This window comes from Bernardetia aquimarina, from assembly GCF_042180575.1.
Classification (GTDB): domain Bacteria; phylum Bacteroidota; class Bacteroidia; order Cytophagales; family Bernardetiaceae; genus Bernardetia.
Genome location: NZ_CP170094.1, coordinates 1,675,342 through 1,693,674, shown reverse-complemented (window position 1 = coordinate 1,693,674; position 18,333 = coordinate 1,675,342). Strand labels below are relative to the sequence as shown.

6 protein-coding genes are annotated in these 18,333 nt (G+C 33.7%); 3 read left to right on the top strand and 3 right to left on the bottom strand.

Annotation, left to right across the window (positions count from 1 at the left end; translation table 11 throughout):
* Positions 1-22: 22 nt before the first annotated feature.
* The gene (locus ACE193_RS07075) at positions 23-1,369 is read left to right on the top strand and encodes an HlyD family efflux transporter periplasmic adaptor subunit (RefSeq protein ID WP_375562304.1); all 1,347 of its coding nucleotides are present in this window, start codon (positions 23-25) and stop codon (positions 1,367-1,369) included.
* Positions 1,370-1,400: 31 nt separating this feature from the next.
* Here ACE193_RS07075 and ACE193_RS07070 read toward each other — a convergent pair whose 3' ends face one another.
* Positions 1,401-1,787 (bottom strand): ester cyclase, encoded by a 387-nt coding sequence (locus tag ACE193_RS07070; RefSeq protein ID WP_375562303.1) that lies wholly within the window; start codon positions 1,785-1,787, stop codon positions 1,401-1,403.
* A gap of 126 nt (positions 1,788-1,913) precedes the next feature.
* On the opposite strand from ACE193_RS07070, the gene ACE193_RS07065 reads away from it, so the two are divergent.
* Positions 1,914-3,185 (top strand): carboxypeptidase-like regulatory domain-containing protein, encoded by a 1,272-nt coding sequence (locus tag ACE193_RS07065; RefSeq protein ID WP_375562302.1) that lies wholly within the window; start codon positions 1,914-1,916, stop codon positions 3,183-3,185.
* 1 nt (position 3,186) lies between these two features.
* On the opposite strand, the gene ACE193_RS07060 is transcribed toward ACE193_RS07065, so the two are convergent.
* A complete protein-coding gene (locus tag ACE193_RS07060; protein ID WP_375562301.1) occupies positions 3,187-5,199 on the bottom strand; it encodes a T9SS type A sorting domain-containing protein in 2,013 nt (670 codons plus the stop codon).
* Positions 5,200-5,347: 148 nt separating this feature from the next.
* Positions 5,348-9,457 carry a WG repeat-containing protein gene (locus ACE193_RS07055; RefSeq protein ID WP_375562300.1) on the bottom strand — a complete coding sequence of 1,370 codons (4,110 nt, stop codon included), beginning with the start codon at positions 9,455-9,457 and terminating at the stop codon, positions 5,348-5,350.
* Positions 9,458-10,088: 631 nt separating this feature from the next.
* Here ACE193_RS07055 and ACE193_RS07050 point away from each other — a divergent pair.
* Complete coding sequence (locus tag ACE193_RS07050; RefSeq protein WP_375562299.1) at positions 10,089-18,332, top strand: T9SS type A sorting domain-containing protein; 8,244 nt, start codon at positions 10,089-10,091, stop codon at positions 18,330-18,332.
* The last annotated feature ends 1 nt before the right edge of the window (position 18,333 follow it).

Sequence of the window (18,333 nt, the reverse complement as noted above, 5' to 3'; positions counted from 1 at the left end):
AAAGAAGGACGTAAATTTTATAATGGAAGAAAACAATACAGAAAACGAAACAATTTTTCGCTCTTACTCAGAAGAAACACAAGAATTACTGACTAGTCCACAAGGTTTTTTTATGCGTTCAGGCATTATGATTATTTCTAGTGTTTTGGTGCTAATGTTTTTGGTGTCGCATTTTATACGTTATCCCGAATTATCTACTTCTGAAGTTACAATATTTGCTAATCAAGCAAAGGCGAGTTTGTTTCCCAAAATCAACAGTCGTATTGTGTTTATAAATGCAAAACATAGCCAAGATGTAAAAGAAAATGAACTTTTATTAGTTTTGGAAAGCACAACAAATTGGAAAGAAGCCCAAAAATTAGAGCGTTATTTAGATACACTTTCTAATCAAAATTCAGCATTTGAAGAAGTGGAGTTTTTTCAAAAAAATGAAATTCCTTTGTTTACTAATCTAGGAAACCTACAATTAGATTATGAAAGATTGAAAAATAATATTTTAGATTTTCAATTATTTTCAAAGACAAATTCACACGCTCAAAAACAAGCTGCTATTCGTTCAGAAATAGAAATTCAAAATTCTTTAAGAGCCATTTTACAAGAAAAATACGAAATTCAAGAGAGAGATTATGAGTTGAGTAAACAAAAATATATTACAGATTCATTATTGTATAAAAGTGATGCGATTGCAAAACAAGAGTTTTTACAAACAAAAAGTGCATTTTTGAATAAAGAAAGTAGCTTTTTGCAAAATAAAGAAGCCAATCTAAATGCTCAAATGAGAGTTAGTCAGCTCAATCAGCAACTTGTAGAAGTTTCGATTGCATATCAAGAACAGGCTTTTAAGTATAAACAGCAATTACGTACTAGCTTTGCCACTCTAAAAAAAATGCTAGAAGAATGGAAGGCTTCTTATTTGATTATTAGTCCAATAGAAGGAAAAGTTAATTTTTTCAACCCTCTTAATCTCTATCAATCTGTTGGTATAGACAAAGAAATTGTAGCAGTTTTACCTCAAAAAAATGCTATTTATGCTTATACAAAAGTAGATTCAAAACATATATCAAAACTAAGGGATAAAAAACAAAACGGAAAAGAACCTAATAAAGCAAAAATAAAACTAGAAGCCTATCCCTTTGCTCGTTATGGATGGATAGAGGCAGAAGTTGCACAAATAAGTCTTGCGCCACAAGAAAATAAATATTCAGTTCAACTAAAATTAAATAATGGTTTACAAACCAGTAGAAATGTGGAGCTAGATTTGGATGCAAAAAACGAAATTTATGGAACAGCAGAAATTATTTTAGAAGAAAGAAGTTTGTTAGATAAGTTTTTAGAACAAACAGTTTATTCAGTCGAAGCATTTGAATAACGCAAAAAAACTTCTTTCATCTGTATGTAAATCAATACATTGTATTTGGATTGGCTGACTCTTTAGGTATTTTCTGTATAGCATCCCAATGCTCACATATTTTACCATTTTCATCAAATCTAAAAAAATCCATAGTTACATATTCATTTTGTATGTCCTTTTCTTGCCAAGTTTGATGGGTATGTAAAGCTACTAAATCTCCTTCTGCAATACATCTCACAAACTCAATCGATTTATTGGGATATTCTTTTTGCATCCTTTCAAAATAATCAATAAATCCTTGTGTTCCATCAGCAACATCTGGATTGTGTTGAATATATTCTTTGCCAATATATGTCTCTATTGCTTTTTTAGGATTTCCTTCATAAGCTGTTTTATAAAATGCGATTGCATTTTCTTTGTTTTTTTGTAAGTTCATAGGTTTATTTTTAATTATTTTCAAATCACATAAATTGCAATATCTTAAAAATCTATCATAATCTTTCAAAAAATGAAGCAGTTCAAAAAAATAATATTCTTCTTTTTTCTGGTATTTACTTTATCATTGTTTAGTTTCACTGTTTTTGCTCAAGCTAATTTATTAATAAAAGGAAAAGTAATGGATTCTGAAACGAAAGAGTTATTGTCTTTTGCTTCTATCGGAATTGAAGGGACAAGTGTAGGAACGGCTAGTAATTCGACTGGAAGTTTTGAGTTTCGATTAAATCATGCGTGGAAAGACAAATTTATCGTTTGTTCCTTTGTCGGTTATCAGCCTTTCAAAATAAAGGTTTCAGAAGCCTATCAATATTCTCAAAATAATCAATTAGTCTTGGAATTAAAACCTTCTGAATCGCTCAAAACGGTTACTATTAGCTCAAAACGAATTCCGAAAGTAGAAAAAATAATGAAACAAGTCATTAAAAATCTACCCAAAAATCATCCTCAAAATCCGTATAATGCAGACTTTTTTTATAGAGAATATTTGAAAGATTCGACAGCTTATGTACGTTTGGTAGAGGCTGCCCTTTCTGTTTATGATGAAAGAAGTTATGTTCCAATTATTTATGATTATAAAAATAAAGCAACTGGTAGGATAGAAATTCAGAATTTGGAAGAAGATTATTTTGCACAAGTAAAAGAGCGACGAGCATCGTATGATTATTCAAAATCCAAAATAAATAACTTTTTTATTGATGTAGAATACGGCACAAAATACAATTGGATTCGAAAAAATCAATTTATTTTTGATAAAGAAATGTATAAGGAATTTGAATATGAACTCATAAATCTTACTTCACTAAATGATAAAACTGTCTATGAAATTGCTTTTTCATATAATGGAACGATTGATAGATTCCGAAAGCTCAAAGGAAAGTTATTTGTAAATGATGAAGATTTTGCTGTTTTGCAACTTCATTTTTCATACCTTCCTGTCGGAACAATGGGAGGATACAATGAAAAAGAACGCTATGGATATAATATTTATTTAGAAAATGAAGAACATTTTTACTTCAAAAAATATGGAGAAAAAGAAAATCAAAAATATCTAGTAAGTTATCAATCTTTACGATCAACAGAGAAATATTATGAGAGTTCAGAAGCCTTTGAAGAATCTGTTTCTGAATATTTTGTCGAACAGCTTACCGTAAATGTAAACCTAGAAAACCCAACTCCACAAGAATTACAAGATGATTCGAAGCTAAAAGGAATCACTTATAACCCTGTGTTTTGGGAAAATTATAATGTCTTGGCAGATTCTCCTTTGAATATAAAAATCAAAGCTGATTTAGAAAAACGACAATCTTTAGAGAAGCAGTTTGAGATAGGAAAGTAATTTACTCTTTTATTACTTTGAAATTCATTACTTTATCTGAATTTGATACTTGAAAAATATACATTCCTTGTGCTTGTTTTTGTAAATTAACAATTCCTTTGACTAATTTCCCTTGTTTTGTTCTTGTTTCTTCCCAAATTAATCTTCCTATTGCATCAAATAAGCGAATTTGATAATTTTCTTCTATTTCAATGGGGACATTATAGATAAATTGATTAGGGGTTGGATTGGGATAAATACCTAAAGGTTCTTTCAAAACAGAAACCATAATGAAAGCATTACTTCCTTGACACTTGTCTTTGGTTACTTCTACTTCTATTTTATCGTTATGATGTAATGTATTTGTTATGAATATATTTGAGCTGCCTTTTTGCATGATTTGTCCATTTATTTTGAATGTATAGTTTGTATTTTCTAGAGTTGTATTGGAGAGTTTTGCTATAAAAGTAACTGTTTCATCTTCAAAAAGAATTGTTTTGGAAGCAGATAATGTTACTTTAGGAGTGGGTTTTACTCGTATTTGGATAGAGTTACTTTTTCTATCACATTGTAACCCTACTATCTGAAAATCAACAATATCTCCATCTATTAATGACTTGGTAACAAATGTATCAAAGTGGTCTTTTTGTTGTGTTTTTCCATTGACTCTAAAATCATAGTCTCTAAAAAGAGTAGGGTTGGCTGTGAAAGTTATTTCATCACCTTCACAAATTAGAGTATCAGAAACTAATAATGTCAAATCAAAATCATCATTAACAAAGATTCGTATCGAATTACTCAAAACAGGACAAGTGCCATTATCACTAAATACGGTTATTGTATCATTGTTGGCAATGGAATGAGAGGTAAATATATTTGAGCTTCCATTTTGAATAGATATATTATTTACTCTAAAGTCATAATTTAATAATCCTTCAGTAGCAGTAAAAGTAATTTCTTCATCTTTACAGATAGTAATTTTAGAGGCAGAAAGAAATAATTGTGGAGTAATATTTTCTGTTACTTGCATGGTAATAGAATTACTTGTTTCTGTACATCCTCCTTTTGAAAAAATGACATTCACAACATCATTATTTTGCAAAAAAGGAGTAAAAATATTGCTTGTACTCTCTTGCATGGAAAAACCATTTACATAAAATTTATAAGTTGCACCTGTGATTTTGGGACTGGCTATAAAAACAGACCTTTCTCTCATACAAACGGTGTCTTCTGATACAGAAAGAGATAACTCAAAAGTAGAAAATACATCAACATTTAGACTTTCTTCAATAGGAGAACAGCCTGTATAAAATGCTTTTGCTTTGACAGTAGCTGTTCCTTCAAAAGATTGATTCCAAGTAACCACACCTGTCGAGGAATTGATAGTACCAGCATTTGAAGGGAAAATGGAATAAATAATACTTGTAGAATTAGTAGCTGTCGCTGAATAGGTGCTTGTTGTGGTAGAGTTGAGACATACTTGCTCCGAACCACTAAATTGTACATCTAAACAAGGTAAAATATTACAATCCATTAATCCATTTCCATCTGTTTGATTGACTTTAATATCTGTTTCTTCATTCGAAAAATTGGTTATGAGCATAATCCAAATTTCATTGGGTGTGATGGAAGTAAATTCTAAGTTTTCAAAGCTAGAAGCAGAATAACTACAATTTGTTGGAGCAATAGTACCACTATTAAGTGTCGCACAGATAGTTGCTAAAGAAGTATTGGGTGGAAAAGGTCCCCAAACGGCAACATCTATATCAACTCTTTCAATAGAACTAATTGAAATTTTATGATAACCAGGAATAGAAATTTTAGAAAAAAACCAAGCAGGATTTGGTTGAGAAGCCAAACAACCATAATTTACTTCATCTGAAATCCACCAATTATTTCCTGTATTGGCTGGATAGACAATAGTGGAACCTGCACAAAAAGGACTTGCATTCGAACAAATATCGTTGTTTTGAGCTTGACAGGGAGCGATATTTAAAAATAAATAAAGGCAAAAGATAAGATGAGAATAGCGCATAAAATAATTGTATGAAAGAATAGTTGGTGATTGCTTAAATAAGCATACAAGTTAAGACAGTAAAAAACAAAAAAATGCTGCTTTTCTATGTGAAAAAAGCAGCATTTTTATAACAGAAAACTAATCTGTATTTTCTAATCTCTAAAAACTACTCCTCCCAAATCACTTTTCCATCTAAACCTAAATAGGTAATTTTTCCTGCACGTTCTAGACGAATAACATAACCTTGCACATACTGACGAGCCTCAAAAGAAGGTTTCAAAATCCATTTTCCATCTAAATCTGAATAGCCATAAACGCCACTCGTTACCAAAAGCGTAGAAGTAGGCAAAACAGAAACAGCTTCATAACGAGTAGGCGAAACAAAACTTCCACTTTCATTTATCATCAGCCAATAGCCATCATCAACTTTCTCAAAACCTAAATCTACGATTGTTTCTCCATATTTGGTCTTGATTTTTCTATTCTTCTTATATTTGGCTTGATAATTTCGCATTGCTGTTGCTGAAAAATTCAAGCGAACTGTATCAGGATTTTCAGTTGAACGTCTTAGAAGTTGGTATTTTTCTCCTGTCTTTACAAAAGCCATTCCGTTTCTAAATTGTGTCAAGCTATCAAAATAACTTCGGTAAAGTGGAGTTCCATCTTTTTTGATATGAATAAAACCTCTTTCAGTTTCTATTCCAATAACTCCATTTTTAAAGCCAGTTGCATAATTGCCTATTGCATTTACAGTTTTATATGGAAGTTTTGAAATTCGTTTTCCAGTTTTGTCTATCAAAAAATTCTCTCCAATCGCCATTCCTTCGCCAAAATCACTTCCAGAAGTATAGGCTGATTTAATGACAACTTCGCCTTTTTCATTGATGTACGACCATTTTGTACCTGCTCTTGACAAATCTACTTTTGCCATATTATCCGAAAATGGAAAGGCTTTATAATATGCAAAATCAATTACTTTCTTGCCGTTTTCATCCAAATAACCAAAAAGTTGTTTGTCTCTTGATTTATGGTTTTGCTGAACAGCTATTTTTCCTTCTGACAAAATTCCGATTTCTAAATAGTCAGTTTCTAAAATAGTTTTGACCTCATTATTATTTGAAATGTCGATAATTCCATAAAGCATTTGTTTCGAATTCTTTGGGTCTTTTATTCCTACTTTTGCCCAAGAGGTTTTGCCTACTTTTCCAAATTCTTCTATAAAATCATAAGAAGGATTTACTAAAAATGTTTCTGCACTTGCATTTGTTTTGATTCCATATTTTTCTCCTTGGTTTACAATAACTAGATTTTTGTTTGGATTATCTTCAAGAAAATTTCCTTTTGCATCTAAATAAGAAACGACAGAAGAATCTAAAAATACTTCAATTAAGGCATTTTTTGTATTTGGTTTCTGCAAATATTTGACAGACGAATAACGAATCGGTACTACTGATTGTCCAAAAGGATTGATTACACCCCAATTATTATTTTGTTTGACAAAAGAAAGTGTATCATTCCTTTTGTCCATTCCTATAAAACTGTATTCAAATGGAATGATTGTATTATTATGACGGTCTATTGTTCCATATTTTCCATTACTTTCTTTACTCATTTTTTGGGCAACAGTTACGGCATCTTTTACATCGTAAATTCCATAAAAATCGGCTACTTTCGAAAACTCTAATGGTAAAATTTCTTTTCCTTCGTGATTGATATAACCAATTTTATTTTGATTTTTGACTTCTGAAATCCCCTTTTTTGAATAATAAATTTCTGAAAAATTATTTTCAATCGCATCGTATAAAGGCTCAACGATTACCTTTCCTGTTTTGTCTGCATAACCAACTTTATTATTTTCTTCTATCAAAACAAGTTCATTTTTTTGTTCTACATTAAAAATTTCATCTTCTATGAAACTATATTTTTGTTCTAAAACCCAAGTTCCATTTGTTTTGATGATTCCATTTTTCTTATAGAAAGCGTTTTTTGTTCCGTAGCCATCTTCTTCGATATAGCGTTCCGAACTCACTTTTGCCATTCCATTGCTGACTTCATTGATAAAGTCAGCCTTGATAGAAGGTTCTAAAATGATTTTTGGTGTTTCGTTTTGATTTGATAAAAATCCCCACAAATTATTTTTTCTAATAATAGCTACATTTTCAGAAAACGTACTAATATATTGATACTCAAAAGGCAAAACAGGTTTGTTTTGTGTGTTTACGATTCCCCATTTTCCGTCCTTTCTAGCTCTGATAACCCCGTTTTCTATGCTTAACCTTTCGTATTGAGGTTCGATTATTATTTTGCCTTTATTAGAGGTTACACCCACTTTTTTATTTTTGACAACTAAAGCCATGTTGTTCTCAAAACTTCCAATATATTCGTATTCTAATGGCAAAATAACTTTTCCAGTTTTATCAATAATCCCAAAGTTTTCGCCTAGCTGAACCTTTGCAGTTCCATTTTCAAAAGGCATAATAAAAGAGTACGTTGGTGGCAAAATAACGTGTCCTTTTTCGTCCATCAATCCATATGTCCCACCTGCTTTTATAGGCAAACGATTTTCAGAAAAGTAGGTCATCGAATCAATCATTGTTCCTGCAATTTCGGTCACTAATAGACCTGCTTTTGTCAGAATGGCATTTTCTTTTGTGCTATCTGCATAAGCTCGTGCTACATCTGCTGTTCTGAAATCTTCTAATTGAGCATAAAAAAGTTTGTTTTGACTAATCAACTTTCCATTTTTGTGGTCAATTAGGGCAGCAGCCGAAAGACTTCCATTTACATTATTTCTACCTAGCGTAAAACCTGCAATCGGCTCAACTGAAATGACATCAAAACCGTCTTTAAAAGCTGGTTCACGTTTTTTATTTAATAAGTGCCATTTTTTTGTATTTGGATTCTGAAACCAACGGTAATCTGTCGAAAGTCGATTGGCAAGTTGTGCTGTAAATACTTCTGGTTTGTTTAGCTTGGCATAATTGGAAGACAAAGTTTGGAAGGAAGGAAAAACTGTTTCTTTCTTTTTATTATTTGATTTATCAAATTCTAAAACTATAATTTTTTCATTTTGATAGGCAAAAACAGTCGTTTCATTTTTTTTTGGAATAAAAACATCAATTCCTGTATAAATTGGATTTAAGATGAGTTTTCCACTCTTATCAATAATTCCGTCGCCTTCTGGTGTGGTTACTTTTGTGAAAGGAGAATAGCTTGTAAAATCATATACTAAATCAAAATTTTGATTCAGAATTTTCTTTCCATTGGTGTCTAAAACTGTCCATTTGTTGCTGCTATTTTTTCCTAAAAAAAGAACATTTTGAAGGTTATAAATTTGAGAATAGGTAGGCTCTAAAATAAACTTTGCATCTTTGTTCATTACACCACAGTTTCCATTTTTACAAGCTGTAATTCTGATTTCTTTCTTATTACTTTTATCAGTATTTTCAATTTCTACTACTTCAAAAAACGAATATTCAGCTTCCGTAATTTCTTTTTTAGTTTTCAAATCAAATAACAACCATTCTGCTGTCGGAGACTTCAATGCCAAATAATCCATTGAAAGCGCAACAATAGAGGCGTATTTTGGCTCAATAACTATATTTCCATCTGTACCTGCCACTCCCAACGGACGACCAGCACCAAAACTGGTATAACCATTTGGCAGTAGTGTAATGTTATAAAGCGATTTTTGAGCTAGAGTTTCGTCTTTTAGATTAGGTAAATATTCATCTTTTCCAATTTGTGCAATAACTACATTACTTTGAACTTTGATATTCTGACTATTCAAAAAATAAGCTGTATCAATATTTTCTATCAATACTTTGGCATTCGGATTTATCAAATCATATTTCTTTGTTTTGTTTTTATAGCCCAAAGAATATGAGTTTCGCATTTTATAAATTCTATCAAAATTAGCTTCTGTTTTGGTCCCATTTTTACTCAAAAAAGTATATTTATTTTCTTGATTTTTATAGGCAATTAATAATGAATCAATAACTTTTATTTCAGTTGCATTTTCTGTAAAAGCTAATAGAGGTTTGCCGTTTTGGTCAGTTGCAATCCACTTTTCATTCTTTTTTAAAAGTAAATAATTAAACTCTGCGACTTCTACAAAATCGTATTCAATGGGAACAATCGTTTTTGAGTTTTGGTCGATAACTCCCCACTTTTTACCTTTTCGGACAGGCAAACGAGTAATTTCTGCATCGTTTTTTTGAGCAAAGGAAGGAGTAGAAAATGCAAAAAGTAAAATATAAAGGAGTAAAAAACGCATATTTTGATAGAATTAAGTTGATAATTTTTGGATTCTTTTTATGAAAAAGGAACGAGTGAATATACAATAAATTGTATGATTTTTTTCTTTTAATTTTTGCTATAAGCTCTACAAAAGAGTTAGAACTTTTGCAAAAATAAGGTCATTCTCCATTCAGAAGTTAAACTAACCTAAAAAAGATGATTCTGATACGAAACTCATTTGCTAAAGTTTTATAGAGCAAATACACTAATATTCAACTTAAAGTTGAGTTTTTTATTTCTACTTTAAGAGTCAAACTTTTTATAGAGTATTTGTAGTTTTTATAAATTGAAGGTAGGATATTTCTCTCAAAAATCAGAAGGAGAAATAATTAATTAAAGTGTTGTTTTATAGACCTTAGCAAATAATTGGTAGTATATTTAATTAAATTTAACAAAAAAAAGAAAAAATTGTTTTTTTTTGTTTTAACCAAATGAAAGGTGCTGAAAAGGCACTTTTGTGCTAATTTTTATCTGACTTTATGCGCTTTTGAAATATAAAAATGTTAATTTGTACGACAATTCAATTAACTATAATGTTGGAGGGATGATATCTATTACTGATACACCTACAAACTACTATCTATCTTTTACTACTATCTAATTCAAATATGAGAAAATACTCTCTACTATCTATTTCACTTGTTGGGGTAGCTTTGCTATTACTAATTGGTATAGCAAGTCATTTTATTTGGAATAATGTTTCCATTAATGAACAACTACTGTCTGACAACCAAGGTTTTGAAGTTACAAAACTTGAAGGAAAAGAAAAATATGCCTACTATAAAGCTTTATATACTAAATATAAAGGTTGGACAAAAAAAGACTTAAAAAAAATACCTAAAAAGGATCGTCCAGATTTAGCTGCGCTGCAAGATTATCTACGTACAGCAGATCCAAATACAGGAGATATTCCTTTTGATGCTAGTATAAAAGCAAATGAACTGACAGATGTAAAAGTTCAAGAAATTCGTAATAACCCAAATCAGAGAGCAATTACAGGTGTAAATTGGCTAGAAAGAGGACCTGATGATGTAGGTGGACGTACTCGTGCACTTATGTATGATCCTAATGATGCTACTGGCAAAAAAGTTTGGGCTGGTGGTGTTGGTGGTGGACTTTGGTACACAAATGATATTACAGTAGCTAACCCAACTTGGGTAGCTGTAGATAATTTTTGGGAAAATATTGCTATTTCATCTATTGCTTATGACCCTTCCAATACACAAATCATGTATGTAGCTACTGGTGAAGGTTGGCTTAATGGTGGTGCACAAGTAGGAGGTGGTATTTGGAAAACTGCTGATGGTGGTACTACTTGGAATAGGTTAGCCTCTTCTACACTTGCTGTATCCACAGAGTTTGCTTATCTACAAAAAATTGTTGTAACTCCTACTGGTAGGGTATTAGTAGCTTGTCGTAATGGTGGAAATGGTGGTATTTACTCTTCTACTGATGGAGGTGCTAACTGGGTAGAAGTGCTAGATGGTGAAGGAGGTGCAGATATTGAAATTGCTGCTAATGGCGATATCTATGCAACTACTCACTTTCTAAAATTTGCAGGTTTGAATACAGGGCAGATGCATAAATCTACTAATGATGGAGCTACTTGGACAAACATTACTCCTACTATTCCTTCAGCATCATCTCGTATAGAACTTGCATGTGCTCCTTCAGATGCAAATATAGTCTATGCAGTAGGTAGTGATGGAAGTAATATTGCTTTCTTCAAAAAAACTACTAATGGAGGAACTACTTGGACTGATGTAACTGTTCCAAAATATCTTAATCAAAACTGTACAGTTAGTGCAACTGATTTTACTCGTGGACAATCTTGGTATGACTTAATATTAACAGTTAATCCAACAAACTCAGACCATGTTGTAGTAGGTGGTATTGATGTTCATCGTAGTACAAACGGTGGTGCTAGTTGGACTTCAATATCTTACTGGACTGGTGGATGTGGTGAATATGTACATGCAGATATCCATGCTTTTGCTTACAAACCTGGTAGCTCAGATGAAATGTTAGTAGGTAGCGACGGAGGTATTTCTCGCAGTCCAAATATACAAGCAGCGACTCCTTCTTTTAGTGACAGAAATTCTGGGTATAACGTAACTCAGTTTTATGCTGTGGCAATGCATCCTACTGATGCTTCTAATTATTTTTTAGCAGGAGCCCAAGATAATGGAACACGCAAACTTACTTCAGCAGGGGTTGGTGGTAGTACACAACCAACTGGAGGAGATGGTGCTTTTTGTTTCATAGACCAAGATAATCCTAATATTCAGATTAGTTCTTATGTATTTAACTCTTTCTATAAATCTACGAATGGAGGAACAAGTTTTTCTGCTTTAGGCACTCAAGATCAAAATACAGGAGAGTTTATCAATCCAGCAGATTATCATGATGATTTGGATCTACTCTATTCTTCTTCTACAGGAAGTCGTGATGTAGCAAGATGGACTGTTCCAGCAGGAGGTCGCTCAAATTTTAATGTAACAGGTATGGCAGGTAATGTTATGCACTTAAAAGCCTCTCCTTTCTCAGCAGCTTCAACAACTCTTTACATAGGCACTGATGCAGGTGAAGTAGTAAGAGTAGCAAATGCAAATGCGACAGGAGGAACTAGTAAAGCAGGAACAATATTATCCAATGCTACTATGCAAGCACAGGGTTCTGTTTCTTCTATTGAATTTGGTACAAGTGAAAATGAGATTATAGTTACTTATTCTAACTATGGAGCTCAAAATGTTTGGTACACTACTAATGGAGGAACTAATTGGACAAGTAAAGATAACGGACATGGTTTACCAAATATGCCAGTACGTTGGGCAATGTTCAATCCAAATAATACCAATGAAGTGCTAATTGCTACTGAAACAGGTATATGGAGTACAGATGATATTACAACAGGTGCTGCTGGTGATTTTTGGGAATTAACAAGTACAGGATTAGCTAATGTACGTTGTGATATGCTACAAGTTCGTAGCTCAGATAAATTAGTCGCAGTAGCAACACATGGTAGAGGAGTTTTTACAACAAATGCTTTTGCTGCTGCTAGTGCTAGTTTTTCTAGCAGTGAAGAAATTACTTATGTAAATACCAATGTTACGTTTACAGATTTATCGGCAGGCGCAACTTCTTGGTCTTGGGATTTTGGAGCAGGAGCAAGTACAGCAACTGCAAGTACACAAGGTCCTCATACAATTTCTTACTCTACACCTGGTGTAAAAACAATTACACTTGATATTAATGGTGGTGGAGGTGTTTTGAGTACAAGTAAGACAATTACTGTTTTGCCTAATCGTACTGTTCCCTATTTAGCAGCAGATGGAGGTAACTTTGAGACTAATCCAAATGATTTTGTTGCAGAGAATGTAGGAGGAGCAACTAACTGGGAAAGAGGTAACTCTGCCATATCAGGTAAGAATGGAGTAGCAAGTGGATCAAATGCTTGGGTTACAGGGATTTCAGAAGCTCTGTATTCAGATAATTCACATTCAAATTTATATACACCTAACTTTGATTTTTCTAGTGCAGGTACTTATACTTTGTCTTTCCAAACTAAACATGTATATGAAGCAGACTGGGACGGAATGATTGTGGAGTACTCTACTGATAAAGGGAGTGTTTGGACAAAATTAGGAGATGGTGTTACAGGGGCTATTTGGTATAACTCTACGACAGCAGGACCTACTGATTTTGGCTCTACAGGAACACGTATAATGTCTGGAACAAATGCAAATTATGCTACCAAAAGTATTAATGTATCTTCTCTTGCAGGTAATCCAGATGTAGCATTTAGAGTAGTATTTAGAGCTGATGGTGCAGAACAAGATATTGGAGCAGCAGTAGATGATTTTATTATTGCTTATTCATCGGTAAGTACTCCATCCGTAAACCTCTCAGTAAGTTCCAATACAGGCTCAGAAGCTGCTGCTACTGCTATTACAGTAACAGCCACTGCTTCGTCTGCTGTTACTGGTGATAAAACTGTAGATTTGAATGTAACTGGAACAGGAATTACAGTTGGAGACTATACTCTTAGTAACTCTACAATTACTATCCTTGATGGACAAACTACTGGTTTTGTTACTTTTACTGTTGTAGATGATGCTTTGGCAGAAACAACAGAAACTGCTTCTCTTTCTATTTCTAATCCGTCAAGTGGGATAGCACTAGGAACAACTACTACACAAGATATAACTATTACAGATAATGATGATAATGATATTTGTACGGATGCAGCAATAGCTACTTGTGGCAATACTTATACAGGAACTACAGTAGGAAAAGGAAATGATACACCAGCTACTTGTGATACGGGAAGTGGAACAGGTGGAGGTGTTTGGTACAAAATTGTAGGTAATAATCAGCGAGTTACTGTTTCTACTTGTGGAGGCACTACTAATTTTGATACAAAACTACGTGTGTATTCGGGTTCTTGTGCAGGACTTGTTTGTGTTACAGGAAATGATGATGATTGTGGTACAGCAAGTACAGTAAATTTTGATGCCTTTACAGGAACAGATTATTACATATTAGTCCATGGATGGGATACATCAGAAGGGAATTACTCAATGAGTGTAAACTGTGTTCCTTTTCCTACAGTTAATCTATCAGTAAGTTCAAACACAGGTTCAGAAGCTGCTGCAAGTGCAATAACGGTTACAGCAACAGCATCTAGTGCAGTTACAGGAGATCAGACTGTAAATTTAGCTGCTAGTGGAACGGGAATTACGGCTGGAGATTATTCATTAAGCAATACTACAATTACTATTCTTGATGGACAAACTACTGGAACAGCTACATTTACAGTTGTGGATGATGCACTTTCAGAGGGAACGGAAACGGCTACACTTACCATTTCGAATCCATCATCAAGAGTTACTTTAGGAGCTACAACTACACAGGATATTGTTATTACTGATAATGACCTTTTTCCAAGTGTTGAGTTATCTGTTGATTCAAATACAGGTTCAGAAGCTGCTGCAAGTGTAATAACAGTTACAGCGATAGCATCTAGTGCAGTTACAGGTACTCAAACAGTAAATTTAGCTGCTAGTGGAACAGGAATTACAGCTGGAGATTATACTCTTAGTAATTCTACGATTACCATTCTTGATGGACAAACTACTGGAACAGCAACATTTACAGTTGTGGATGATGCACTTGTAGAAGGAACAGAAACAGCAACTCTGACTATTTCAAGTCCATCAGCAGGAATTACTTTGGGAGCAACGACTACACAGGATATTGCCATTACTGATAATGATAATTATACGATTGCAATTACAGAATTTATTAATAATACTACTGTAAACGATGCCACTGATGAATGGATTGAACTATATAATTATGGTGCAAATCCAATAGATATACAAAATTGGAGATTGAAAGACGAAGGTATTGATAATGATATTATCACAGCTTCAAGTTATTCAATCGCTGCTGGAGAGTATTTAATCTTGGCTAAAGACAAATCTGCATTCGAAACACAATGGTTAGCAGGAGTTGTAAATTCTAAAGTTATTGAGGTTACAGGACTTACATTAGCAAATGGAGCAGATGAGATTGTCGTAACTGATAATTTGGATAATGTAGTTTGGTCTTTAGCTTTTGCAAATGACGAAACAGACGGAAGAGCTACATTTTATAGCGAAAGTACATATACAACAAATGTATGGGGGAATACAACTACTCCTGGAGTAGTACGAAATGGTAATGATGTTACTACTGGTACATTAGGTTATGAATCAAATAATAATACAACTGATGTGTTGGCACGTACTTCTACCACAGGAGATATTGGTAGTCCACTTAACTTGCCTCCTCCCTCTCCTGCCTTCACTTCTACCATTAGCAGTGTAAGCTGTGCAGGAGGCACAGGTGCTATTGATTTAACAGTAACAGGAGGCACAGGAAGTGCTACTTACCTTTGGAATACAGGAGCTACTACAGAGGATATTTCTGGATTAGCAGTGGGTGAATATACCGTTACGATTAGTGATGGAGGAACTGATTATACAGCACGCTACTTTGTAGGTTATGATTTGAATTGGACAGATTTGACTAATTTTACAGTGAATGCAGAGAAAGAGTTAGTCAAAGGAGCTACTACAGGTTGGGATAGTGATGCAAATTCAGTAGAACGAGTAATAGGTGATGGAGGTATTGTATTTACAGCCTCTGAAACAACAAACTCCTATATTGTTGGTCTTTCTTATCTCAATAATACTGTTGGTTTTTCGGATATTGGATATGCTATTTATCTAAATAGACTGGGAGAAGTAGAAGTCTATCAACAAGGAAATTATATAGGAAGTCATGGTAATTATGTATCTGGCGATATTTTCCGTATCACTCGTAGTGGCACAACCATTACGTACTCTAAAAATGGTGTTCCTTTTCGCACTCAAACCAATGCTAAAAGTACAGATTTATTTGTGAGTGCTACTATGTTTGATGCTTCTTCATCAATTCCTCAAGTTCAATTTACGAGTTGTCCTATTTCTTTAGTAGTTTCTACGACTTCAAATAGTTGTCCTGCTACTACTTCAGGCAGTGCAGTGGCAAGTTTAGTAGGAGAAGTTCTTCCTGTTACCTATAGTTGGTCAGGTGGTGGAGAAACTACAGCTAGTATCACAGGCAAACCGAATGGCACTTATACAGTAACAGCTACTATTGCAAGTGCTGGTTTGGTTCTTAGTAAGTCTGTTGTTATTGGTAATATCATTACTTGGGAAAATGAAAGTAATGTTTCTGTTGTAGGTAATGTTGTCTCCAAAACAGATACACAAGGCTGGACAAGTGGAGCTAATTCTACCCAACAGTTGAGTCCTACAGTAGATGGATGGGTCAATAACACAATCACCTCCACTTCCACTTCCTATATGTTTGGTTTAGCCAAATCAAACACAGATGCAAATTATACTTCCATTACGTATGCGTGGTATGTTACAAAAAATGGGATTGCTTATCCTAATTATAATGCTCAATCAGGAGCAGGTGTAGCTTATCAAGTAGGCGATAATTTGAGAGTAGGACGAGAGGGAAGTCAAATCAAATTCTATAAAAATGAAGTTGTTGTTTATCAGTCTGCAGTGGTTACAGGAGAACGTTTGGTAGCTGATGTTTCCATTTATACACTTAATGGGACAGCAGGAGTTTTACAAAATTCATTTTGTGGAACAACAGGAGGTGAAACCTATTCGTCTGTTGTTACCGATTTTGATTGTGGCAGTGGTTCTAGTTTAGGTAGTATTGATGTAACAGGCACAGGTTTTACCTATTCTTGGTCAGCTCCTGGGTTTTCAACCGTTACTACAGAAGATATATCCAATCTACCAGCCAATGGCTACACACTTACACTTTCAAAAGGAGGAATAGATTATAGTTCTTCTTATTTAGTGGGAGCATCTCTCAGTTGGACAGGTTTGACAGATTTTACTCAAGAAGGATTGAATTTGAAGAAGACCAGTTCTAGCAATGGTTGGAGTAGTTCTGCTAATTCTACGGTTTCTTTTGAGGGAGATGGTGGTATTGTATTCCTTGCTCAACCAAACTCATCTTATATGATAGGCGTTTCTAAAGCAGAAGGTGGTGCAGGTTATACTTCTATTGATTATGCAATTTACTTGGCAGCATCAGGTAGTGTTTCCATTTATGAAAAAGGTGTTTTTAAAGGTAATTTTGGAACCTATCAAGCCAATGATGTTTTCAAAATAGAACGTTCTGGAAGTAGTATTCATTATTCCAAAAATGGTTCTTCTTTTTATACAAGTAGCACACCAAGTAACTCAAGTTTACTTGCTGATGTAACTATGCATACAGGAAGTGGTGTTTTACCTCAAGTCTTGTTTACGGATTGTCCTTTATCTATTGATGTAACAAGTTCTGCTGCTTCTTGTCCTAGTGCTGGTGTAAGTGCAACAGCCAGTCTAAGTGGAGGTAATTTTGCTACTTCGTATGAATGGAAAGATGCTGCAAATAACACAGTAAGTTCATCAGCAACGTTGAGTCCTCAAACTAATGGAGGCTATTATACAGTAACAGCGACAGGTAGTTATGGAACATTGACTAAAACAGTCTTTTTGAGTTACCAAAATACTTTTGTGAATCAAACAGAGGTTTCAGTCAGTGGTTCAACAGTTACTAAAAGTACATCTGCAGCTTCTTGGTCAGCAGGCGCAACAACGAGTAATACGTTAGCAGCCAGTAGTTCAGGTTCTATCCTCAATACAGTTGCTCAAAAGGCATCTTATATGTTTGGTTTGGCTATTCCAAATACGATTGCAAGCTATACTTCCATCAAATATGCGTGGTATCTTTCTTCAAGTGGTGTTGCTTATTCAGGTTATAACTCTACTTCAGGTGGAAGTACAACTTATCAAGTAGGGGATAAATTTAGTGTGGCAAGAGATGGAAATATGATTAAATATTTCAAAAATAATGTTCTTATTCATCAAGAATCAGCGATTATGGATGCACTTGTAGGTGATGTATCGATTCATACACCAAATGCATCAGCAGGTAGTTTTGTAGTTTCTTTTTGTGGAAGTGGTGCTAGAATTCCAAACAAAATTCAAGCAACAACTCAACTAGAAAAAGATACATTTAGTATTTATCCAAATCCAAGTACAGGTATTTTCAATGTTCGTTTTGGAACTTCTTTATCAGCAGATACGCAAGTAACTGTTTTTGATGGCATCGGTAGAAGCATCAAAACACAAACTTTTGAAAAAGGAAGTCAGAAATTTACCATTGACCTCAAAAATCAGCCGAAAGGAATATATCTTATTCATTTTAATCAAAATGGAAACACTTATTCTAAGCAGATTATTGTAGAGTAGT